General features: G+C 73.3%; 15 protein-coding genes. 4 read left to right on the forward strand and 11 right to left on the reverse strand.

What is annotated here, in order from left to right:
* Positions 1-5: 5 nt before the first annotated feature.
* From ACG83_RS17265 to ACG83_RS17290, 6 genes are all read right to left on the reverse strand, one after another.
* Positions 6-2,237: a BTAD domain-containing putative transcriptional regulator gene (locus ACG83_RS17265; RefSeq protein WP_054567161.1), complete on the reverse strand. Its 2,232-nt coding sequence runs from the start codon at positions 2,235-2,237 to the stop codon at positions 6-8.
* Positions 2,234-3,685: a hypothetical protein gene (locus tag ACG83_RS44270; protein ID WP_152991409.1), complete on the reverse strand. Its 1,452-nt coding sequence runs from the start codon at positions 3,683-3,685 to the stop codon at positions 2,234-2,236. The genes ACG83_RS17265 and ACG83_RS44270 overlap by 4 nt, the downstream gene beginning before the upstream one ends.
* 627 nt (positions 3,686-4,312) lie before the next feature.
* Positions 4,313-5,242 (reverse strand): NAD(P)-dependent oxidoreductase, encoded by a 930-nt coding sequence (locus tag ACG83_RS17275; RefSeq protein ID WP_054567163.1) that lies wholly within the window; start codon positions 5,240-5,242, stop codon positions 4,313-4,315.
* Positions 5,243-5,326: 84 nt separating this feature from the next.
* On the reverse strand, positions 5,327-6,058 hold the full coding sequence (locus tag ACG83_RS17280) for a carboxymuconolactone decarboxylase family protein (RefSeq protein WP_054567164.1): 732 nt from the start codon (positions 6,056-6,058) through the stop codon (positions 5,327-5,329).
* Positions 6,055-8,109: a class I adenylate-forming enzyme family protein gene (locus tag ACG83_RS17285; RefSeq protein ID WP_083473309.1), complete on the reverse strand. Its 2,055-nt coding sequence runs from the start codon at positions 8,107-8,109 to the stop codon at positions 6,055-6,057. Before ACG83_RS17285 ends, ACG83_RS17280 begins: the two co-directional genes overlap by 4 nt.
* Positions 8,106-8,903 carry a DUF3050 domain-containing protein gene (locus ACG83_RS17290; RefSeq protein ID WP_054567165.1) on the reverse strand — a complete coding sequence of 266 codons (798 nt, stop codon included), beginning with the start codon at positions 8,901-8,903 and terminating at the stop codon, positions 8,106-8,108. The genes ACG83_RS17285 and ACG83_RS17290 overlap by 4 nt, the downstream gene beginning before the upstream one ends.
* Positions 8,904-9,240: 337 nt before the next feature.
* Between ACG83_RS17290 and ACG83_RS17295 the strand changes: the two genes are divergently transcribed.
* Positions 9,241-10,428 carry an enoyl-CoA hydratase/isomerase family protein gene (locus tag ACG83_RS17295; protein WP_054567322.1) on the forward strand — a complete coding sequence of 396 codons (1,188 nt, stop codon included), beginning with the start codon at positions 9,241-9,243 and terminating at the stop codon, positions 10,426-10,428.
* 198 nt (positions 10,429-10,626) lie between these two features.
* On the forward strand, positions 10,627-11,043 hold the full coding sequence (locus ACG83_RS17300) for a hypothetical protein (RefSeq protein WP_054567166.1): 417 nt from the start codon (positions 10,627-10,629) through the stop codon (positions 11,041-11,043).
* Between the two features lie 97 nt (positions 11,044-11,140).
* Here the strand turns inward: ACG83_RS17300 and ACG83_RS17305 are convergent, their stop codons facing one another.
* From ACG83_RS17305 to ACG83_RS17320, 4 genes are all read right to left on the reverse strand, one after another.
* Positions 11,141-11,356, reverse strand: a complete 216-nt coding sequence (locus ACG83_RS17305; RefSeq protein WP_054567167.1) for a hypothetical protein — start codon at positions 11,354-11,356, stop codon at positions 11,141-11,143.
* 267 nt (positions 11,357-11,623) lie between these two features.
* The gene (locus ACG83_RS17310; protein WP_063793108.1) at positions 11,624-12,103 is read right to left on the reverse strand and encodes a hypothetical protein; all 480 of its coding nucleotides are present in this window, start codon (positions 12,101-12,103) and stop codon (positions 11,624-11,626) included.
* A 13-nt stretch (positions 12,104-12,116) separates the two neighbouring features.
* Positions 12,117-16,685: an AAA domain-containing protein gene (locus tag ACG83_RS17315; protein WP_054567169.1), complete on the reverse strand. Its 4,569-nt coding sequence runs from the start codon at positions 16,683-16,685 to the stop codon at positions 12,117-12,119.
* Positions 16,686-16,899: 214 nt separating this feature from the next.
* Positions 16,900-17,325, reverse strand: coding sequence for a DUF6011 domain-containing protein (locus ACG83_RS17320; RefSeq protein ID WP_083473310.1), 426 nt, complete (start codon positions 17,323-17,325; stop codon positions 16,900-16,902).
* Positions 17,326-17,945: 620 nt separating this feature from the next.
* Between ACG83_RS17320 and ACG83_RS17325 the strand changes: the two genes are divergently transcribed.
* On the forward strand, positions 17,946-19,055 hold the full coding sequence (locus tag ACG83_RS17325) for a phosphotransferase enzyme family protein (protein ID WP_054567170.1): 1,110 nt from the start codon (positions 17,946-17,948) through the stop codon (positions 19,053-19,055).
* 403 nt (positions 19,056-19,458) lie between these two features.
* A complete protein-coding gene (locus ACG83_RS17330) occupies positions 19,459-20,796 on the forward strand; it encodes an ATP-dependent 6-phosphofructokinase (RefSeq protein ID WP_054567171.1) in 1,338 nt (445 codons plus the stop codon).
* A 24-nt stretch (positions 20,797-20,820) separates the two neighbouring features.
* Here the strand turns inward: ACG83_RS17330 and ACG83_RS17335 are convergent, their stop codons facing one another.
* Positions 20,821-22,716: an alkaline phosphatase D family protein gene (locus tag ACG83_RS17335; RefSeq protein WP_054567172.1), complete on the reverse strand. Its 1,896-nt coding sequence runs from the start codon at positions 22,714-22,716 to the stop codon at positions 20,821-20,823.
* Positions 22,717-22,849 lie beyond the last annotated feature (133 nt).

The raw sequence follows: 22,849 nt of genomic DNA on the forward strand, positions 1-22,849 counted from the left end.
CGCGGTCAGGAGGCGAGTGCCGTGACCGCGTCCAGCGTCGCGATGCTGACCCGCAGCTGGGTCGCCCGCGGGTCGGCGAGATCCTCGAAGATCCGCAGTGCCTCGGCCCAGGAACGCCGCGCCGCGGTCTGGTCGGTCGCCCGCAGATAGCTCTCGCCGAGAAAGGCGAGCGCCCGGGCGGTGGTGTGACGGTCGCGGATCTCGCGGGACAGCGCCAGCGTCTGGCGGCACACCGCGGCGGCCTGGGCGTGGTCGCCGCGGGCGAGATGGTCCTCGGCGAGACCGAGCTGTGCCAGGCCGAGCCCCCAGTCGTCGCCGAGCTCGGCCAGGATGTCCGCCCCGGACCGGTGGCAGGTGATCGCCTGGTCCAGGTCGCCCAGCCGGCGGTGGGCCCGACCGAGCTCGAGCTGGGTCAGCGCGAAGCCCCACAGGTTCCCCACCTCGCCGAAGATCCGCAGCGCGCCCTGGTGGTGGACCATCGTCCGGTCCGCCCCGTGTACGTGGGCGATGCAGAGCAGGTTGACGGCCTCGCTCCACTGGTCCGCCGTGACCTGGCCCATCGCCAGCGCCCGCTCGAACATGTCCAGGGAGCGCCCCGACATGCGGAGATCCTCGTAGGCGAGCCCCGCGCTCATCAGCAGGGTGGACTCGCCGAGCCGGTCGTTCAGATGCCGTGCGGAGGCGAGGCCGATCTGCGCGCAGGTGATCCAGTCTGCCCACCGTTTGCTCACGTGGAAGTAACCGGTCAGCGCGGCCGCCAGGCGCCACGCGAGGGCGTGCTCGCCCGCCGAGGCGGCCGCGCGCACAGCGGTCATGAGGTTCGGGTGCTCGGTGGTGAGCCAGACCGAGGCCTGTCGGTAGCTGCCGAAGATGTCCGGTGGGCACTCGTCGGAGGCCGGGTACGCCGCCGGCCGGCGGCCGTGCGGGTGGATCAGGTTGGCGGCCCCCACCGCGGTCCGCAGGTACCACCCCACCAGCCGCCGCAGGGCCAGGCCCGGGACGATGTCGTCGTTCCCGTCGCCGGTCAGCGTCCGGCCGAACACCCGCACCGTCGTGGGCAGCCGGTATCGGTCCGGTGCCGGCGACTCGGCGAGCTGCTGGTCGACGAGGGCGCCCAGGTCGCGCCGGACGAGCCCGCGCGGACGCCGGAGCATCGCGCAGATCGCCGACAGCGGCAGGTCCGCGCCGTTCCACTCGCTGAGCAGACGCAGCGCCCGGGACGGATCGGGGTCGGTGGCCGCCTGCGGCGCCGGGAGGTTCCGGTACCGCAGTGCCAGGGACTGGTGCACGACCGCCGGCGGTCGGAAGGGGGCTTCCTGCGGTGTTCCCACCGTGGCCCGGACGGGCCTCGCCGGATGCTCGTCCATCGCCCGCCGCCGCGCGACCGTGGCGACGGGCGCCGCGGTCCGGTGGGCACCCTCGAGGTCGGCTGGGTCGAGGGGGGAGGCCGGGGCGGGCTGGTCGTCGGCCAGCATGATCCGGTGCAGCCGCTGAAGGCCGCGGCCGGGGCCGACCCCGAGCTCGTCCCGCAGGACGCGCCCGACCGCGCGGTAGGCGTCGAAGGCCTCGGCCTTGCGGCCACAGCGGTACAGGGCAAGGATCAGCATCTCCCAGGGATGCTCCCGGATCCTGGTCTCCTCGACGAGGCGTCGCAGGCCCGTCACCGCGCCGTGGTGGTCGCCCGTCATCACCTGGGCGGTCAGTGCCAGCTCCCGCAGGCGCAGCTGGGCTTCGGCCAGATGCGGCGCCTGCTCGCGCCGCAGGCGCTCCACAGGCACGTCGCAGAAGGGGTCACCGCGCCACAGCGCGAGGGCGTCACGCGCGTCCGCGGCCGCGTGGACCCAGTCCGAGCGCGCCGCGGCGTCCTGCGCCCGCGCGGTGAGAGCGGCCTGCGCCACCAGGTCGATGTCGGCGGTGTCCCGTGGCTCGAGCAGATACCCCGGGGAGCGGGTCACGATCCGGCCGGCCGACGACGGCTCCAGTAACCTGCGCAGCCGGCTGACGTAGTTCTCGAGGGTCTTGCGCGCGGACGGCGGGGGCGACCCGTCCCAGAGCAGGTCCGCCAGGCGGTCGGCTGACACGACGGTGCCGGCGTCGACCAGCAGGGCCGCCAGGACGCCGCGCTGCTTGGGAGCGGAGACCGGAACCAGCCGGCCGAGCTCGTCGCGGACCTCGAGCGGGCCGAGTAAGGCGAAGCCGGGGCCGTCGGCCACCGGTGTCCGTCCGATTGTCTTCATCGGTCCTCCAGGGCTGTCGGCGGAGCTGACCGGTTCCGACGGGTTCGATGGGTTCGATGGGTTCGATCGTTCCGGGATGTCAGCACGGCAGCGCCCACCAGGCTTCGGCCCGGGCGGGCGCGTGCGTCGGGTGCCTGGGTGTGCCCTGGCCGGCGGTCGGCCCCGGCCCGGCCGCCGATCCCGACCCGGCCACCGGCCTCGGGCCCTGTCCGGGCAGCGGCCGGCCGGGCCGCCCAGGCCGCCAGATCGGCGGCGAGCTCCGGATCCTGCGCGGCGGCGGCCTGGCCGCTCGCGGTGAGCAGAAGGCCTGCCCAGTCCGAGTCCGCCGACACCGCGGTGAGGCCGCGCAGGCCCGCTCGGGGGGCCGCGGTGCGCAGGCAGTGGGCCTCCAGCACCAGCCGCATCCCGGCGGACGGGTCGGCGGGCAGGACATCGCCCGCCAGCCGGGCCAGCACGGCGGCGTGGTCCGCCGCCTTCGCGTCCCGCGCCGGCCCGGCCGGATCGAGTGCTGTGATCCGGCTGTGCCAGGTCGGTGCGGGCATTCGCGCGGGTGCCAGCGCCGGAGAGGCCGGTTGACCGGCCTCGCCGGCCCAGGGCTCGATCACCGTCTCGAGCAGATGGTCCGCCGCCAGTCGGTCGCCATGGCGCCGGGCGGCCCGCAGGGCGCCCGCCAGACCGAGGGCGAGGTCCGGTGGGTTCCGCGTCGCGAGCCGACGCTCCACCACGGTCACGGCCGGCGGTACGCCGAGATGTGCGGCGGCGGCCGCCAGCCGTTCGGCCCGGTCGGCTTCGGCGGGACCGCGGGCCTGCCTGATGACCGCCGCCACCCGGCAGGCGCGCGCGAGATAGCCGGGATGCCCGGGAAGCGCGGGATGCTCGTCGGGATGGGCGGGATGACTGGAGATGATCGCCGGGGCGGTGGTGCCGCCCGGTGTGAGCGTGCCGAGCCCGGCGCGGATCGCGAGGTCGGCCGCCACCAGTGCCAGGTCCGGGTCCCCGAACGCCGCGAGCACGTCACTGGCGAGAGCGAGCACCCGCGCCCCGTCAGGCCCGTCAGGCACGGCGGGCGGGTCCGGCGGGCGCGCCCCTTCCAGCTGGCAGGAGCCGCCTCGCCGACAGGACCGGTCCGGCCGCAACCATGGGTGGAACACCGCCTGCACGTCCGCCAGCGCCGAGGCGCCGTGCCCCTGCCCGGCGTGGATCAGGCCGCGCCGCACGCGCACGTCGGCGAGAGGGCCGGCTGCTGCCGGTGCCCGGTCGGCGAGAGCGGCGTAGAGCCGCTCGCCGGCGTCCAGCGCCCGGATCGCGGCTGGCGCGTCACCGGCCCGGTGGCACAGACCGGCCAGGTCGTAGCTGATGCCACCGAGAATCCGCGTGCACCGCTGGTCGTCCGGCGATTCCGCGTGCAGTTCTGCCATAACCTGTGCGGCCGCCGACTGGAGTTCCACGGCCCGCTTCGTGTCTCCGGTGTTCTGCGCGAGCCGGGCCTTCTGCAGCAGTCGGGTCGCCTTTCTTTCCCGGGTTGGCGGTTTTCGCCGTCGCAAATCGAATAACAAGGCCCGTCCCGCCGGCTGTCGTCCGCCCCGATTCCGCGTGGTGCCGGGCGGTGTCGAGGTGAAATGGGCCGTGTTCTGGCAGTCGCCGCATTGCGACACGGGCGAGTCCACCCTTCCTACTATGGTTCCTGCGGTGCCTGTTCGTGGACCGGCGGGGGCTCAATCGGCCCGCATTCCGGCCTGCCACCGAAGGTCCGCCCAGCCGGTCGTGAATCGGCTTTCTCCCGTCAGTTCGACTAGGAGTTTCATCTGTGTGCGCATAGCTGTCAACTCGTCAGACCGCCTGTGTTGCAGGGAATGGCGCGGCCCGGGGGGTGTTGTTCTCCGTTTCGGTTACTGGCGGGTTCTGCGGATGTCCGTATCGGAAAACCACCGGCCCGTGGGGCGGCGCGCGATCTCGCGGTTATCCGCGAAATCGGTTGACCGGCGTGGGCGGAAGCGGACGTCCGGTGCCCGGCCCGCGCCGCGATCGCCGGGACGACGGCCAGGTCTCCCCGGGTGCTCCCACCGTGTCCGTGATCAGCCCGGAAGCTCCGCGACGGCCAGCCGTGACGACGGGTCGGGGCGAGCCGTGGCGGCGAGCGGGTCGAGCAGCGCGTCGAGGGCCTGCCGGGCGAGCGCGCCCAACGGGCCGGCGTCCTGGCGGACGTCGGCCAGGGCCGAGCCGAGAAGCGACAGGTCCTTGCGGAGCAGCGCGGCGAGCGCGCTCAGGTCGGGCCCGCCGCCGGCGAGACCCAGTGGCCGGTCGCCGGGGGGCAGCGCCCGGGCGCTGGCGCTGCACGCCTGCAGGGCGAGGCGCACCCGGTCCGGGTCCAGGCCGAGCTCGCGCGCGGCCCGCAGCGCGTCGACCGCCGCGCCCCGGTGCACGACGAACACGGCGTTGTTCAGCAGCTTCACGAGCTGGGCGCTGCCCACCTCGCCGGTGTGCAGCACGGTGTGCGCGAACAGATCGAAGATCGGGGCGCACCGGCGTACCTGCTCCTCGTCACCGCCGGCCAGCACGACGAGCGCCCGGCCGGACTCCGTGCGCGCTCCGTTGCTGACCGGTGCGTCGAGCAGCACGAGTCCGCGCTCGTGGGCGAGGGCGGCCAGCTCGGCACAGGTCCCGGGCGAACAGGTGCTGTGGATGACGATGAGGCCGCCCCAGGGCATCGTCTCCAGCAGGCCGCCGGGCCCGGCGACCACCGTGCGGACGTCGTCGTCGGAGAAGACGCACACGGACGCGATCGTGACCCGGCGGCCGAGGTCGGACAGGCTCCCGGCCACCTCGACGCGTGCGGAGCGGACCTGCTCGACCCGGTCGGCTCGCAGGTCGTAAACGATCGGCCGCAGTCCGCCCGCCACACAGGCCTGGACGATCTGGGCACCCTGGTGCCCGAGGCCGACGAAACCGTAGCTTTCGGTGTCCGACGGACCGTCTCCCTGCGCGGCGGTGTGCGCGGTGTGCATGGCGGGCTCTCCTCAAGATGGTTTCTGGTCAGGGACCTGGCGGAGTTTCGTCGGTGGTGGTCGGGCCTCGGCGGTGGTCGGGCCTCAGTGGTGGTCGGGCCCGCGCGGCCTGTCCGGCCGCCCGTCTCGCAGTCCGTCCCGCAGAGCGGCCGTGGCCATGGCGGGCACACGGCCGTCGATCTCCGCGATCAGCTCCCGCAGGTCGGCGGTGGACAGGTCCGAGGAGGCGAGGGCTGAGCGCAGGTGGTGCCGCAGCGGATGGACCGCGCCCGCGGACGCGCAGGCACTGATCGCCACGAGGCGGCGCTCGCGCACGGTCAGGCCCGGTCTGCGCCACACGTGCCCGAACACGAACGCGAGCATGCCGGCCTCGACGAAGGGGCTGTCCGGGCATGGTGCCTCGACGCGGTTCACCGTGCGGAACGCCTCCTCGCCCGCCCGAACACGTTCCCGCGTGGTCTCCTCGTTCAGCGGGGTGTCGGACTCGAGCGCCGGCCAGGTCGCCCGGTGCTCCGAGCCTTCGCCGTGCACGGACGCCCACTGGAGCCGCACGATCGCCTCGAGCTCGGATCCGCGCGGCCAGCCCGCGTAGACGGCGTAGTGCAGCACGAACTCCAGCAGATCGCCCAGGCCGATCTCCTCCCGCTCCAGGACCTCGCGCACCCTGGCGGCGAGCGCTTCGGTGGCCCCGGACGACGCCAGGCACACGAGCCGCACCAGGTGCCGGTCCCGGGCCCCGAGGCCCCCGCGACCGGTGGCCGCGGCAGGCGGCTCCTCCGTCCTCTCCCCGCTCTGGGCGGGCGGCGCCGCGGTCACCAGTCCGACCTGCTGGCGACGAGGGCCTGGCCGGCGGGTTGGTCCGGCGAGACGGCCACCTCGGACCGGGTGGTCCCAGCGGCCGTACCCGCTGCGGGGACCGCCGTCGCCAGCGGGGACGGCGGGGACGACGGCGGAGGCGGAGGCGGGGAGGTCCGCAAGGTGACAGGGCGGTTCGCCTCGGGTACCGGCGACGGCTCCGTCCCGTCCCGGAACTCCCGCTTGAGGGTTTTGCCGGTGACACCGATCGGGAACTCCGACCACGGCATGATCTGCAGCGCGACCAGCTCCTCCGCCGGGCTGAGCAGCGCGTTCAGTTCCTCCCGCAGCCGCTCGGCGCCGATCTCGACGCCGGGCCGCAGGGCCACCGCCGCGGCGGGCCGCTGCGTTCCGTCGGGCTGGCGCGCCCCGTAGACGCAGACGTCGAACACGGCGGCATGCCGGTGGACACGCTCCTCGATCGGCAGGCTGTAGACGTCGCCGTCACCGGTGTGGATGACATCGACCTCGCGGTCGAGCTGGACGACGTGACCACCCGACCAGCGGGCGACGTCCCCGGTGAAGAACCAGCCGTCCCGGACCGCCTCGTAGGTGAGGGAGTGGTTGTTCCAGTAGGCCTCGAACAGCGTCTTCCCACGTACCTCCAGCCGTCCCACCTCCCCCCGGCCGACCGGCACGCCGTCGCGCGCGATGCGCACCCTCGGCCCGAAGGGAGCCGAGTGCCGTCGGCCGATCCGGCGGTCGTACCGGCGGGTGACGGGCGAGTAGTACCGCAGGACCGACGGTGTCCCGACCTCACTGGAGCCCTGCGCGTCGAGGTAGACGGATCCACGCATGGGCAGTCCCAGCCGGCGGAAGGTGCCACCCACCCGCACGCACGGCCGGATCATCTCCTCGTGCGCGGCGTCGGCGGTGCTCGCCCAGAACCGCATGGCACGCAGGTCATGGGCGGCGAGGGGCACCTCCTTGAGCTGGGTGTAGGTGATGGGGAAGCCGAAGAAGCCGGTGTACCGCTCCCGGGCCAGCTCCTCGACGACGCGGGGGGCGTCGAAGTCGCGTCCGGTCGCCGTGGTCCAGTGCGCCCGGATCCCCAGCAGCAGCATCGAGTTGAAGGTGAGGATCACCGCCTGGTGGTTGTTCGGGACGGCCAGGTACCCCCGGTCGCGCCGCGGCGAGACGTGGACGTAGCACAGCCAGCCCCGCACGGCGCGGGACTGTGGACCGTTGCGCAGGATCACGGCCTTGGGGAACCCGGTCGTCCCGGACGTGTGCACCAGCAGGAGCGGCTCCCGGGGACCGCGGCGGACCGCGGCGGCGGGCTCGCCGGCCGCGGCGAGCAGATCCTCGATCCAGTGGACGGCGGCTGCCGTGACGCCACCCAGCGCCGCGGTCAGTTCCCGCACGTCCGCCGCGGGGACGTCGGCGGCCCGCCCGACGAGCACGACGGCGTCGACGCCGCCGGGCGTTCCGCCCTCCCGCAGCACCCGCAGCAGGGTCGGGACGTCCGCGAACAGGATCCGGGCGTCGATGTTGAGCAGGTAGGGCGCGACCTTGCCCGCGGCGAACGCGCCGTTCATGGGGCAGGCGACGCCACCGGCCCGCACGACGCCGAGGTGCAGCAGGTGGATGTCGAGATGGTTCCGCTTGAGGATGGCGACCCGCTGCCCGTGCCGCAGACCGAGCGCGCGCAGCGCGGCCGCGACCAGGCCGGCGGTCGCCTGGATGTCCCGCGCCGTCCAGGCGACCGGGCCGGGCGCGGCACCGGCACCGGCACCGGGACCGGCACCGGGACCGGGACCAGGGCCGGGGGGCGGCCCGGGACGAGGACCGGAACCAGCACCGGGAGCAGGACCGGGCAGGGACCAGGTGCAGGGCTCGTCGCTGGTGAACAGGACCCGGTCGCGATGCCGACGGGCGGCCCGGTCGGGGATCCGCTCCAGCGACATCGGGCCCAGCGCGAGCCACAGCCGCCGGGGCAGCGCGACCGATGCGCAGACGAAGGCGACGTAGGCGGCGGCGAGTCCGAGCAGGACGAACAGGGCGACGATCATCGGGACACCGGCTGTCGATCGGGGAGCGTGGCGGCGATGCCGTCCCACAGCGCGGCGCGGGCCTGGAGGCAGCCCCGCACCACATCGGCGCACTCCCGCCAGCGCCGCGGGTCGTCGCCGGCCAGCGCGACGAGCATCTCCATGGCCATCGGGGTGTGCTGCTCCCCGTCGACGGCGACGTGCCGGGCCAGATAGTCGCGGAAGGTGGCCATCTCCACGTTGCCGGCCAGGACCTGGGTGAACATCTCGGGGATCAGGTCCTCGCGGCCGAAGGCGAACGCGGCCGCCAGGGCGTGCGGCGCAGCGGTGGCGAGCAGGTCCCAGGTGGCCCGCACGAACGCGGCGGCCGGGGCCGGCACCGCTGCCCGGGTGATCGCGGCGGGTACCGGCGTGCCCGCGGCGAGCTCGTCGAGAAACCTCCTGATCGGCCCGGTGTCGGCGCCTGCCTGCTCCATCGCCTCGAGGTAGAGCTCGAAGTGGCTGATGTAGGAGCCGCCGTACTCGTCACTCTCCTCGACGAGGACGATCTCGTTGATCAGCCGGCGGCAGGCGCGGTGGACGGTCGGCGTCCACGGCACGTCGACGCAGGTCAGGGTGCGCTGAAGGGACTTCAGCAGCGACATGAAGTCCCAGACCGCGAAGACGTGGCTGGTCATGAAGGCGGTGACGTCGTCCGGGCTGACCAGGCGGGCGTACACCGGGTGGGCGAGGACGGTGTCGCGGACCGGGGCTGTCTCCGCGGTCAGCCAGACGATCGACGGATGGGCGCCGCCCCAGGAATAGCGACTCGGCACGGGTCATCAACCCTTCGGGAGTACCGGAACACGACATGGGCCGAACCGCGGCGGTGGGCCACCCGGCGCCGCTACGCTCGAACCCGTCGACCGCGTCGACCTCCGTCGACGTCGGGAAGGGCCCTGCGGCCGGCTGACCTGCGATGTGGACCACCGGCGCTGGCCGGTAGCCGGCAGGTTCCCGGTCCCGGGTAGCGTCCCGGTAGCGTTGCGCCAGCAGGCCGCCACCCGCCGCCGCTACCCGGCGGCAGTCCTCCCGCCGCCGCACACCGCGCCCTAACGTGGTCCGGTGGACGTGGATCAGACGCACGGTGGCGGTGGGCCTCCGGTGGCAGCGATGCCGCCCGACCCCGGCGACTCGCCGCCCCTCGGGGCCGCGCCGGTCAGCCTGTTGGACCCCGAGACGGCGCTGTCCCTGCTGCGCGCCGACCCGGAGATGTTCGCGGCGTTCACGGGGGAGCCGCTGTTGGCTGTCCGGGTGTGCGGTCCGCGGGCGCTCGAGGTCGCCGCGTTCGCCCGGCGGCTGCCCTGCGTGCTCGTCGGTGTCGCCGCGGACCCGGCCGATGCGCCGTCCGGTGTCGAGTCCGCTGGCTTCGACGTCCTGCTGACGCCGCAGAACGCGCCGCCGGCGCCGTGGGTGGGCCCGCTGCGGCCGGGGCAGACCACCGCGGACGCGCTCGCGGCGATCGCCGCGACGGCGCGCGCGGTGCCGTCCGCGGCCGTCGCGTTCGCGCAGTTGGTGCGCTACTCGGCGGGTATCGATGTGGACGACGCCGTGGTGGCCGAGTCGTTCACCTACTCGACGCTGCAGGGCGGCCCCGAGTTCGCGGCGTGGCTGGCCGGGCACCGCGCCGAGCGGGAACGCCGTGCGGCCCGGCGGGCCGCGGCCGGCGGGCCCGCACCCGCCCCGGAGGGTCGGCCCGCGACTGCCCCGACGACTGCCCCGGCGACTGACCGGGCGGTGCTCGTCGAGCGGGACGGCGACGAGCTGTGGGTCGTCCTCAACCGGCCGCGGGTGCACAACGCGGTCAGCAGGGACGTCCGTGACGGGCTGGTGTCGGCGTTCGCACTGGCGGGGGCCGATCCGTCCATCACCCGGGTGCGGCTGCGGGGGGCGGGGCGCACCTTCTGCAGCGGCGGGGATCTCGCCGAGTTCGGCACGCTGCCGGATCCGGCGCGGGCTCACGCGGTGCGGACCACGCGCAGCATTCCGCTGGCGCTGCTGCGCTGCGGCCGTCCCGTCACCGCCTACGTGCACGGGACCTGTGTCGGGGCCGGGGTGGAGATCCCGGCGTTCGCGGAGCGGGTCGTCGCCGACCCGGCCACCACGTTCCGCCTGCCCGAGCTGGCGATGGGCCTGGTACCGGGCGCGGGTGGGACGTCGAGCATCGTCCGGCGCGTCGGCCGCGAGCGCACCGCGTTCATGGCCCTGACGGGCTGGGCCCTGGACACGTCCGTCGCGGCGGACTGGGGCCTGGTCGACGAGGTGCGCCCGGTCGGCGGTGACCAGCACCCCGAACGCTGATCACGGAAGTCCGATCACGGAGGTCCTCTCGACCGACGGAGCCGGTCAGCGCCGGGGCCCACCTTCGGGCCGGGCCCGCACTTCCGGGCGAACGTCGATCGCACCACTCGACGATCACTCGGGGCTGGTTAGCGCGCCCGTGGCGGGGCACGGTCAGGACAGGCCTGACCCCATCGAAGCGGACGAAGGGCTCGGCAGATGACCGGCGAGCGCCACGTGCTGGATGTCGAGAGCGCGACCGAGGAGATCTACTTCCGGTGCCGCCGGTGCCACAGCACCTGGCATCGTTCGTACACGGTCGCTCGATGGTTCGAGGACGATGGTGGTTACATGGAGGTCTACCGGCACAACGGCGTGCCGGTGCCTTCCCCGCGCAGCGGCCCGGTCTGCCTGAGTTGCGGTGGCCTGCGGGTCGACTGGTCGGATTCCCCGCTGCCCCCGCTCCAGGAGCGGCCGCCGACGCCCGGTCCGGTCTCCCCGCGGCAGGCACGGTCGGTTACCTGGCCGTCGTGGCGCACCGGGGTTCGTGACGAGTGGCCGCCACGCCGCTCCGCCTTCCCGTTCATGCTGCCGATCCGGCCGCAGCTGTATCCCCGGACCTTCCACTTTCCGTGATGGAGCGGTGTGGGCGGCGGCTCCGCGGAGCCGCCGCCCACACCGGCCGGCGGGATCGGTCCCTGCCCAGGTCTCAGGCGTGAGACCTGGGCAGGTCTCAGGCCTGCGTGCGGACCGGCTCGGGCGGTGGATAGCCCTCGCGGTAGCGGTGCCCGTCCACGGTGTAGCGGATCGGCGCGCTGGTCGCCGCCTCGCCGAAGCGGCGGCGGTCCGCCCGGTGGTCACGAATGATGATGATCGTCGGGATGATGAACATGATGCTGAGCAGGGCGACCGCGACGAGCAGTCGATCCCACTCGAACTGTGGATCCATCTGGGCTCCTGGTGATCGGGAGCTCCGGGCCGCGGCAGCGGTCATCCCCGTGCGAACTCCCGCGGACAACGCGAGAGGCACGGATGGCTCACATGGCACGGATGGCTCACATGGCACGGATGGCGCGGCAGGTGCGCGAGACGCGGCAGGTGCGCGGGAGGTGTGTGCGGCATGCGGCCGCGGGCACCTGGCAGACGGCCCGGGGGCCTGTGCTCAGGGGTGGGCACCTCGCTGTGCGTGCGAAGTGACGCGGCGCCGGATCCGGCGTCAGGCTGACGCTTCGACGCGGCGTCGGCTGCCCGGCGGCCCACGGGAGCCCGGGCCGCCGCCGGCCTCACGCGGCCCGCGCCCGTGCGGGCCCCGCTGTGCCCGTACCCAGGCGGTGCTGGCGGCGAGCGCGCACAGCACCGCGACCAACGCGGGAACCTGGTGGTCGGCACGCTGGTGCTGGCTGCTCACCGGAGGCTTGGCGTCCAGCCAGGAGCGCAGGATGTCCGCGCGGCCCGGCACCGCCGGAGCGACGGCCTCGGCCGGTTCGGAGAGATCCAGCCCTTCCGTCGCTGACAGCCGCTGCGCCGTTGCCGTTGCCGTTGCCGTCGGCGTCGGCGTCGCGGGCGCGGATGCCAGTGCCAGGGCGGCCCCGCTCGGGAGCGTGGCCGTGCTCGGCACCGCTGCGACCAGCGCCATCAGCGCGAACATGGCTGCCCACAGCAGCCTGACGCGCAGCGATGACGGGTGGCCTGGCATCAACCGAGGGTAGCTAACCGAGGGCGGCTGCTGCCCCCGGGAACGCCCCCGGCGCCGGTGGATCGGCAGGTGATGCGGCCGGTGGCACGGCGGGTGTGGCCGGTGCCGGGTGGATGCCCAGCTGGTCGAGCTGTTTCCACAGGCCGTCGAGAGTCCGGCCCGGATGGCGGTAGAACTCCGAGCCGCGGATCCGCCAGAACGTCCAGCCGAGCCGTTCCAGGATCCGCTGCCGGCGAAGGTCGGTCTCCCACTGCTCCGGGCCGTGGTAGCGGTCGCCGTCACATTCGACGGCCAGCCGGGTACCGTCGCCCTCGACCACCAGGTCGATGCGGAAACGCCCCACCGGGTGCTGTGGGCGCACCCGGTAGCCGCGGGTGAGGATCTCGCGCAGCACCGCCCGCTCGAACTCGCTCTCGCAGCGGTCCGCGAGGCGGGCGACCTCCTCGGCGGCGGGCGCGGCGTACATGTACTCGATGAGCTGGCGACGGACGTCGTCGTCGCGCAGCGTCTCCGCAGCGACGGTGTGGAACACCCAGAGCTGGTCGCGGGCCCGGCTCGCCGCGACGTTGACCCGCTGCAGGTCACGGCGCCGGGTCGCCGCCGAACGGTTGTCGTCGGCGACGACGGACACGAAGATCACATCACGCTCGTCGCCCTGGAACTGGTAGGGGTCGCCCACCCGGATCCGGCGGCGGACGTACTCCTCCTCCCCGAGCTTCTCGACCAGGCTGTGCTCGATCAGCCGGGGCTGGCCGGACCCGAGCAGGGTCACCACACCGAACGTCATGCCGGCGTAGGCCGGGTCGGCGCAGCAGTCGACGATCTGGTCGACCACCGCGGCGGCCTCCACCTCGTTGGCATCACCGAACCGGCCCGACGCCCGCCCGCCCCCGGCGACGCGGACCGGGCGCAGCGCCGGGCCGACGGTGATCTCCGGAGTCTCGCGCAGCGGCAGGATCTGCTGGTCGTAGAACCGGTTGGAGAAACCGATGATCTCCGGCAGGCAGCGGAAGTGCTCCTTGAGCACGACCGTGCGCGGGAACACCCGGGCCGCGGTGTCGTAGAGGCTGGCCTCGACGTCGAGCAGCGAGCGGTGCGCCACGTCGGGCAGGTGGTTCTCGATCAGCGCGAAGACCCTGTCCCGCGGGACGCCGACGGCGGACGGGCTGGTCTGCTGGTCGTCGCCGACGACGACGGCCTTGCGCCCCAGGCTCAGCACGCCGAGGGAGAGCACGTCGCACTGGCTGGACTCGTCGACGATGACGACGTCGAAGGGCTCGTTGACCCGCGGGTCGAAGCTTTCCATCACCCGGTGGATCGGCATGATCCAGACCGGGACCGCGCCCATGGCCGCGGTCATGTGGGCACGGGCCTCGGCCCGCCACCGACCGGCGAACCGGCCGGTGCCCTTCCCGACCCGGCTCAGGGCCTGCACCCACCCGGTCAGGGCCTGACGCTGCTCGGAGCCGAGGTTGCGCGCCAGTGCCAACCGCGCCGATCGACCGGCCACCTCCAGCACCAGCCGCTGGCTCTCCTCGGTCGCCGCGCCGAGGCGCCGTTGCAGCGCCGGGATGTCGGCGCCGGCATGCAGGTCGGCGAGCCAGGTCTCGGCCTGCCGCCACCGCCACAGCTCGGCGAGCAGCCCCGGATCGCCGCAGGTGGCCTGGTCGCCGTGCTCGGCAAGCACCCGGGCCGCCCACCGGGGTGTCACGGCGGCGAGCCGCCCGGCGAGCTCGGCCCGGCGCTCGACCTCGGGCCGGGCCGAACGCAGCCGGGTCGCGGAGCCGAGTGCCTGTGCCCAGCGGAGCGTGTCGCGGTGATCGAGCGCGTCACCCAGCTCGGCCCACAGCGGGCTGGCCGCCGGCGTCGACGCGCCGACGCGCAGGTGTTCGGTGAGACCGGCGAGCTCCGCCCGCGCGGCCTGCTGCGCGATCCGCTTCTCGGCGAGGTCGAGCAGGCCGGCGTGGTGCACCAGATCGGCCGCGGTCGGCCGGGTGGGTGCCTCGCGGAACACCGCCACCAGCCGGTGCGCCAGCTCGCGGCCCTGGCCGGCCTCCCAGCCCACCGCGGCCGCCAGCTGCCCGCTCACCGCGTCCAGCGTGGGAACGGGCGCGAACACCGCCGCGGCGGATCCGCCACGGTCATCGTTGGGGCCGGCGGGACCCGCGGGGCCTGGGATGCCTGGCGCGCCGAGCTGTTCGGCGACATCGGAGTAGCGGCCCAGCGCGGTGCCGACCCGAATCCGGCCGATGATCGCGGCGCGCACGATGTCCAGGTCGTCGGCGGTACGGGGCGGGTAGCCGTCGACGAGCAGTGCCTCGGCGTAGTCCCGCAGGTCCCGCCCGCCGAAGCGGGGCAGGCTCTTCCCGGCCGCGAACCGGCCGCGCAGCTCGTCGAGCTGTTCAAGCTGGGTGCGGGGATCGGTGTCGGGAACACCCACCCGGTGCCCGAACAGCTGCCCGCGCAGGTCGTGCAGCTCAGCCACCGCCGCGGCCAGCTCATCCGCCTGGACCTGCCAGAACTCGGCCAGCCGCGGCGAGTACGCACACTGCTCCCGCAGGCGGTCCAGCCACGGCTCCTCCAACGGGCGCAGGACCTCCGCGCCGGCGAGGAGCTCGGTGCGCAGCTCGGCGAGCCCCGCCGCGCCGAGCCGGTCGACCGCGTCGGGCGCGAGGCCCAGACGCTCCCCTTCGGACACCTCCTCGTCGAGCTCGTCGAGGCGCTCGAACAGGGCCGACAGCGGCGCGGCGCCGGGCAGCGCCACCGGGTCGGGCAGGTCGAGGCCGGCGGCCTCCGCCTGAGCCGGCGGGATCCGCCGGGCCAGGGCGAAGAGCTCCTCGAGCTCGTCGAGGGGCAGCGGCGGTGCGATGACGGGGTCGATTCGGTCCGGGATGAGGCCCAGCTCGGCCGCGGTGCTCGCCAGCCATTCGGACACCCCGGCGGCCCGGAGCCGGCCGCCCGGCAGGTCGAACTCGCGCTCCTCACCGCGCAGCAGCTCCACCAGCTCCAGCTCCAGCGCCCTGGTGCGGGAGCGCGCCGCGTCCAGATCGATCGCGAGCCGGTCGACCAGCCGGGCCTCGCGATGCAGGTCGATGTCGCCGACCGCGGCCTGGATCTCGACGACGGACGCGCGTAGCTGCTCGATGTGGGCCTGGCTGGCGCCGAGGACGGCGACGGACAGGTGGCGCAGGTCGGCGGGGATCTTCTCCTGGAGCACGGTGAGGGCCTGCTCGTCCTGCGCGGTCACCAGCACGCGCAGCCCGTGGGCGACGAGGTGGCAGACGAGGTTCGCGATGGTGTGGCTCTTGCCGGTTCCCGGTGGGCCCTGCACCGTGACGCCCCGCGCGGTGGCGAGCTGGACGGCCACCCGCTCCTGCTCGTCGTTGGTCGGCAGGGGCATGAGCAGGCGCCTTCCGGTCGCGGCCCAGCCGTCGTCGTGGTCGTCGCCTTCGCGGTCGCCCTGGCCAGCCGAAGCGCCTCCGTCGGCACCGTCGACCGAGCTGGACGAGCTGGACGAGCTCGCCGAGCTCGACGAGCCGTCGAACGATCCGCCGAGCGCCTCACCGAGCGCCTGCGCCACCAGGGACTCGGTGGCGACGACCGCGGCCACCGCCTCGGGCAGGAACTCGCGCTCGGCCATCGCCTCCCGCAGCTCGGCGTAGAAACGCGCGCCGGCCGCCGGCCGCGGTCGCAGGAACAACGCCCAGGTGTCGACGACACAGGCGTTCGTGCTGGGCGCCGGCACGCCGGGGCCGGGCAGGATCGCGGCGTCCAGCCCCAGCGGGGCGGCGACCTGGCGGTGCAGACGGTGCAGATCCTCGGGTTCCCACACCTCCGGTGGGCTGGTGCGCACCTGGTCGCGCAGGCGGGGGAGCTCGTGCAGCCCAGGAGCCTCCAGCCCGCGCACCGGGTCCGTCTCCAGCGAGGTCGGCCCGTCGGGCAGGATCCTGATGACCCCGTCGTGCTGGTCGACCTCCACCCGAACCGGTGTGATCAGCAGCGGGTGCTGGACCACCACCTGCTCGCCGCCGGTGGCCGCGACCCGCCAGCTCAGCAGCGAATGCCCCCAGACGAGCTGTGATCCGGCGGTGTCGTGGCTGTGCCGCAGCCGCAGATCGAACAGCCGCTCATAGAGATCACGGGCGGCATACGCGGCCCGCGCGCTCGATGCCCACGGCTGCCAGGAGACACGTATCCAGTGCTCGTGCGCCTGGATGATCTCCTCCGGGTCCTCCTTGCGCGCGGCCGCCCGCTCCCGCAGGCCGGCTGGCAGCCTGGGCGGTGCGTCGGGCCGTATGTCGACGCTGCCGAGGTAGGCGTCCAGCAGGCGGGGAAGCCGAGGCGGGGCCGGCACGGCGACCTTGCCGACCTCCAGCCAGCTTTCCCGCGACGACCCAGGACCCACCAGGACGGCGCGGTGGCCTGGCACGCCTCCGTGGCCGGGCACGTCGCCGGGCAGCACCGGAAGTGGGTCGTACTCGGCCAGCCGCCGCCGTGGGGCGCCACGCAGATCCGTGGCGAGCGCCGCCAGATAGTCCAGCAGACGCAGTGACCGGCTTTTGACCTGGTCGAGGGCGGGCATCGGGATCCTCCGGCAAATGGGTCAGGTGGCGCGGAGCCGCCGTCCGCCCGTGGAGACGGACCGGCGGGACACCGCGACGATACGGCGCCGGCCCGACAGAACCCGGCTGCGCGCCGTAGCGCCCCCGCGCGTGCCCGGTACGCCCGGCGACCTGCCCACATATGCCACTTCCGCGCCCGCACCCGTGCACCCGCACGCCTGCCGCGCCTGCTGTTCAGACGACGACGAGACGGACGGCCGCCACGTGGTGGCACGGCTTCCCGTGGACCCCTGCGGCGCAGGTGCACTGCCCGGTGGGCGCGGTGCGGTAGGTGGCTCCTCGATGGCCGATGGTGAGCCAGACACGGCGGCCCCGCAACGGAACGATGCCGCCGAGCTCGAGAAGTTCCAACGCGTCCTCGAGCTGCTGGCTGGTGAAACCCGTGAGAGTGGGTGCGGTGCGGCGGAAATGCCGGGTGCAGCCGGGGCCGAACCCGGCCGAGACGCTGGGCGGGCTGGTGAGCCGGCGACCACAGCGCAGACAGAAGGTCGAGATCTCGGAAACACCGGTGGTGGAAGCGGCGGCTGCGGAAAGGTCGATGCCGTGAACGCCGGAGTCGGGAACGCTGCTTTCGGGAACCGTGTTGTCGGAAACGATCACGTTGTCTCCCCGGATTCTGCGTGTATCCAATGATAACCCAGGTGGCGTGGGTCGGGGAGGAATTTGGTGAGCCCGCGGCGGCCAGTTTCCGGCCGGTTCCGTGGCGGGTGTCGGCACAGTGTGACCGTGCCTGGGTGCTTGGCTCGGCAGACGGATGACCTGGGCGGACGGCGAGAGGCCGGAGTCGTGGCGACGGTGCGCGTCGCAGCTGGCGTGGGTGGCTCATGGCGTGCGTGGTTAGGCGGCCGACGCGTTTTCGTGTTTCCCGGTGGGTGGCACCGGGCCGCGGTCGCGCATTTCGCCGGCCCCGGTGCGGGAGGAACTGGCCGGGAATGGAGCTCCGGCCTTTCCGGGCATCGAAACGCGCATGACCGTGGCCCCGCCCGCCCACGCCCGCAGTTCGAGGAGTTGAGGGTGTTCGTCGTCGCCGGCCGGGTGGCGGGATCCCGAACATCGGGCGCCGCTGCTGCCGCTGCTGCCGGGAAAGGCCTGAGGATTCTGGTCGTTGGAACGGCCAGGATCATCGGATCTTCGGGTTGTGGCCTCAGGTTGTCGCTGGCGTTAGCTTGGTCGGCGGGCAGGCTGCCGGGTTGCGAGGTGGGCGAAGGAGGCCGGCGACGGTGACGGCTGGTGCTTCCGGTGATGGCGTCAACGGTGTGATCACCGCTGAGCTCCTCGAGCTCGCCGGGGTGCTCGACGACGTCCTGGCCGAATATGATCTTGGTCCTGCCCCGACGGCGGTGCTGGTCAACATCTCGGAGAACGTGACCTACCGGGTGGATGACCTGCCTGGGGGGCGCCGGTGGGCGTTGCGCCTGCATCGGCCGGATTACCACGCGATCGACGAGATCGTCGCCGAGCTCGACTGGGTGGCGTCGCTGCGGGCTGACGGTGTCGTGGCGACGCCCCGAGCGGTGGCGAACCGGTCCGGGTCGGTCGTGACCACCGTCGGGCTGGGTGCGGCGGTGCGCTGTGCCGTGCTGTTCGACTGGGTCGAGGGCGAATCGCCGACGCCCGGGGACGAGGTGGCGCTGGTGCCGTTCTTCGGTGTCCTCGGCGGCCTCGCCGGCCGGCTGCACAACCATGCGCAGCGCTGGCCGCGGCCGGCCGGCTTCAGGCGTTTCTCGTGGTCCTGGCAGACGACGCTGGGCCCGTGCGGGCGGTGGGGGAGCTGGCAGGCCGGCGTGGTGGCGGCGCTCGCGGAGTGGTCCGAACCGGTGCTCGCGGTCCTGCGCCCCGCGGTCGCCCGGATGGAGCGCGAGCTTGCCGCCTACGGGCGCGGCCCCGACCGGGCCGGGCTGATCCACGCGGACATGCGGCTGGCGAACCTGCTGGTGGCGCCGCCCTTCGACCGGCGGGAACCCGGCCTCGCCCACGCCGCGCCCGAGGGCCTCCACCTGATCGACTTCGATGACTGCGGCTTCGGCTGGTATCTCTACGACCTCGCGGCCGCGCTGTCCTTCGTCGAGCACAGTCCGGCGCTCCCGGAGCTGGTCGAGGCCTGGCTGGCCGCCTATCAGCTCGACCGTCCGCTCGCGGGCCATGACCTCGCGATCGTGCCGACGATGGTTCTGCTGCGCAGGCTGCTGCTGGTCGCCTGGCTCGGCACCCACCCGCATTCCGACGCGGTTCCCGATATCGCGGGTTTCGTCCAGGAAAGCGGGGCGCTGGCGACGCGCTACCTTGCCGGGGCATTGCTCCCGAATCTCGCCCGGCTCGCGCACCGGTAGCGCCGACGGTCTGGCGTCACCCAGGCGGCCGGGGGAAGAACCCGTAGGGAGGGACGGCGGGCGCCAGCCCGGCGGCCGGTTCGGCCCGGCGCGAACCGGCTGGACCGCTGAACCGGAGGTTTGAACTGGGAGGCATGAACCGGACGAAGACCGTGAACGGGACAGGTGGTGGTCCTCGCCCTGTCCCGATGATGTCCGCTGGTCGTCGTTTGTGTTTCGTGCCGGTAATCGCCTGGTGTCCACCAGCCGGATGACCGGGTTGTCTGATCGACGACCGTCATGGGCCAGACGCCCGGACCGGTACGCTCGGTGCGATAAGGCGGGAAGGAGCTGGGGCGATCGTGGTCCGGTCCAGTCGGGCGCTGGAATGGGAATGCCCTGGCGGTGTCGGAATCGGGGGGCCGTGAGCGAGGCGTTGACCGTGGACGGTGCCGAGCTGGAGGTGCGCACCCTCGGTCCCTGCCGGATCGATTCACCGCTCCTGCCGCTGCTCGGCGAGCGTCCGACGACCCAGCACTACATCGACGAGGGCGACAAGGTCCTCTTCGACGACACCCTCACGATGATCTCGTCCCGGAAGGTCCCGCTGGACGAGCTGCCGGGCTTCGAGCCGGCCGGGCCGCGCCGCAAGATCTACTTCGATCCGTCGAAGACCCGGGTGGGCATTGTGACCTGCGGTGGTCTCTGCCCGGGGCTGAACAACGTCATCCGCGGCCTGGTGCTGGAACTGACCAACCACTACGGCGTGAACCGGATCTTCGGCTTCCGTCACGGCTATCAGGGCTTCATCGCCAAGTACGGGCACAGCGTCGTCGACCTCACTCCGGAGCGGGTGGCCCACATCGACGAGGACGGCGGCACGATCCTCGGTACCTCCCGCGGCCAGCAGGACCCGGGTGAGATCGTCGACTGCCTGTCCCGGATGAACATCAACATCCTGTTCGTGATCGGTGGGGACGGGACTCTGCGCGGCGCGCGGGCGATCGCCGACGTCGTCACCGAGCGCGGTGAGAAGATCGCGGTTGTCGGCATCCCGAAGACGATCGACAACGACATCCCCTACATCGACCAGAGCTTCGGCTTCCAGACGGCCTTCGCCAAGGCCGCGGAGTCGATCCGGGCCGCGTCCGCCGAGGCGACGTCGGCACCCGGCGGTGTCGGCGTCGTCCGCCTGATGGGCCGCCATTCCGGCTTCATCGCCTGCTACGCGAGCCTGGCCAAGAGCGACGCCGACGTGGTGCTGATCCCGGAGCTGCCGTTCACCCTGGACGGGGAGCGCGGCCTGCTCACCTACCTGCGTCACCGGGTCGAGAAGCGGGGGAACGCCGTCGTCGTCGTGGCCGAGGGCGCCGGGCAGGACCTTGTCGAGGGCCTGCCGGAGTCGTCCGACGCGTCCGGCAACCGCAAGCTCTTCGACATCGGGCCGGAGCTCTCGCGGCGCATCACCGACCACTTCGCCGAGCACGGCACCGAGCTGAACCTGAAGTACATCGACCCGAGCTACCACATCCGCAGCGTTCCGGCGAATCCGTACGACAACGTCTATACGATTCGGCTGGCGCATGCTGCGGTGCATGCGGCCATGTCCGGGCGCACCCAGATGGTGGTCGGCCGGTGGCGGCGCCGCTTCATCCACATGCCGATCGAGCTGGCGGTCAGCCACCGCAACCAGGTCGATCCGGCCGGTGATCTGTGGATGTCCGTCCTGGAGGCCACCGGCCAGCCCTACCGTTTCGGCTGACCCGCCCCGAACGACTGGCCGGGCTCAGGCCGGCTGGCTCAGCGTCACCCGAAGGATCTCCTCGAGCCCGGCCGGTTCGCCGTCCGGTTCGGTCTTGTCGAGGAGCAGGGTCGCCGTGCGGCCGTCGAGTTCCAGCGTGGCGAGCTGGCTGTCGAACCACGGTCCGTGGGTGACGGTCCACCGCACCGGCATGCCCCGCACCCCGAGGAGGCGGGCCAGCCAGCCGGAGACGGTGGCGAACGCCGCGCGGCGGGACAGCGCGTCGATGCGGCGGATCCCCGGCCCGAGCGGGTTGCGCAACGGCGAGCACACCGCCTGCCACACCGGCGACATCGCCCGATCGGAGCCGACCCGGGCGAGATAGGCGTGGTGCACATCCCCGGACAGGACGACGACGCTGGCCGGTGCGGGCCCGTGCTCGCCGCTGGCGACCGCGTCGAGCAGCTGCGACATCTGCGTGAAGGACCGGCTGAACGCCGCCCAGTGCTCCAGGTCGAGCGTTCGCCGCACCCGTTCCACCGGGCGCGTGACAGTCCGCGCGAACCACTGGCAGAGCCGACCGAGCCGCCCGCCGAGCCGCTCACCGAACCGCGTGGACGCGAGCCGCTCACTCATCGCCTCGACATGGTGGATGGTCGGTGTCAGCAGGAACGGCACCGACGTCCCGAGCAGGAGATGGTCGACCTCGCCCTGCTGGAACGTCTGCTCGCGGATCCAGGACCATTCCGTGTCGTTCACCATCGCGCGGGTTCCGTCGGGGGCCACGACCCGGCCCAGCCGGGAGTCGATGACGATCAGCCGGGTGCGCCCGAGATCCCATCGGAAGCTCCAGCGGGGCGGCACCGGTGGGCACGCGCCGGCGGCGATGTCATCGGCCGGGGCGCCGTCGGCCGGGGCGCCGTCGGCCGCACCGGTGAGGTCGACCGCGGGCAGGTCGGCCAGGGCGGCGAGGTCCGGCAGCCGGTCGACGCGGCGGGCGAAGGCCCGGACGACGTTCTCGCCGTCGGGTACGACGTTCTCGCCGTCGGGTACGGCGGCCACCGCGGCGTACGTCGGATCCGTGGCCAGCGTCCGCGGGTCCAGGTTGCCCAGGTGCTGGTAGACCCAGTAGGCCATGATCCCGCTGGTGATCCGGGCGTCCCACCACGGCTGTGCGCGGATCTCGGCGCGCCAGGAGGCGGAGATGTTCCAGTCGTCGCGAACGTCGTGGTCATCGCCGATCATGGCGGTGGGGATCGTGGAGAGCAGCCATCGGATCTCCGGCTGTGACCAGGCCTCCTGGTACAGCCAGGCGTATTCGGTGAAGTCGGCGATCTCCGTGCCGGGCGGTACGCCGACGTCGCGGCGGCGCCGGATCCGTTCGGCGGTGTCCGGCGACACGTGGTCGGCGTACACCTGGTCGCCGAGCAGGAGCAGGACGTCCGGCCAGCCCTGCGGTGGCGTCGTAGCCAGGCGTAGCGCGAGCGCGTGCAGCGCGTCGGTGCCGAGCCCGCGTGGATCAGCCTCGGGGGACAGGGTGTACGGCCTCGTCTGCGGGGCGGTCACCCGGCATGAGCCGAAGGCGAGCCGCACCGGCCGTTCGGCGCCGAGCGGCCGCAGCAGGCTCGGTGGCTGGGCGGAGCCGGGTTCCGGCCAGACCAGCACCGCCCGGCCGGGCGGTGCGTCGTCACCCGCGGCGGCCTCGTCCGGTGGGGTGGCCCGGGTGAGCCAGACCTCGTAGGGGTAGGCCCGGCCCGGTTCCAGGTCGCCCACCGTGACCAGGGCGAAATGGTGGCCCGCGATGGTGAAGGTCGGTGCCGCAGCGCGCGGTCCCTCCTCGGCCCGTACCTCGACGGTGCAGGGCTCGTCGGTCTCCACCCAGACGGTCGCGTGACGGTCGTCGGCGTAGCGGTGCAGCGGGCCGAGGAGGAGCTTGCTCATCGGGTCCGCCGTCCCATCGTGGCGATCATCTGTCGGTACCTGTTTCTGCCGGCGCCGTCCGAGCGGGGGGTGCGGGGAGGCGAAGGACCGGCTCCCGCGGCCGGCTGCCGCCGACCCGCCCCGTCGACATCGA

Source organism: Frankia sp. R43 (genome assembly GCF_001306465.1).
In the GTDB taxonomy this organism is placed as follows: Bacteria; Actinomycetota; Actinomycetes; order Frankiales; family Frankiaceae; genus Parafrankia; species Parafrankia irregularis.

Excerpts from the sequence above, each read along its gene's own strand:
- ACG83_RS17265 (WP_054567161.1), bottom strand. The coding sequence starts at position 2,237 with ATGAAGACAATCGGACGGACACCGGTGGCCGACGGCCCCGGCTTCGCC.
- ACG83_RS17275 (WP_054567163.1), bottom strand. The coding sequence starts at position 5,242 with ATGCACACCGCGCACACCGCCGCGCAGGGAGACGGTCCGTCGGACACC.
- ACG83_RS17285 (WP_083473309.1), bottom strand. The coding sequence starts at position 8,109 with ATGATCGTCGCCCTGTTCGTCCTGCTCGGACTCGCCGCCGCCTACGTC.
- ACG83_RS17295 (WP_054567322.1), top strand. The coding sequence starts at position 9,241 with ATGCCGCCCGACCCCGGCGACTCGCCGCCCCTCGGGGCCGCGCCGGTC.
- ACG83_RS17300 (WP_054567166.1), top strand. The coding sequence starts at position 10,627 with ATGACCGGCGAGCGCCACGTGCTGGATGTCGAGAGCGCGACCGAGGAG.
- ACG83_RS17305 (WP_054567167.1), bottom strand. The coding sequence starts at position 11,356 with ATGGATCCACAGTTCGAGTGGGATCGACTGCTCGTCGCGGTCGCCCTG.
- ACG83_RS17310 (WP_063793108.1), bottom strand. The coding sequence starts at position 12,103 with ATGCCAGGCCACCCGTCATCGCTGCGCGTCAGGCTGCTGTGGGCAGCC.
- ACG83_RS17315 (WP_054567169.1), bottom strand. The coding sequence starts at position 16,685 with ATGCCCGCCCTCGACCAGGTCAAAAGCCGGTCACTGCGTCTGCTGGAC.
- ACG83_RS17335 (WP_054567172.1), bottom strand. The coding sequence starts at position 22,716 with ATGAGCAAGCTCCTCCTCGGCCCGCTGCACCGCTACGCCGACGACCGT.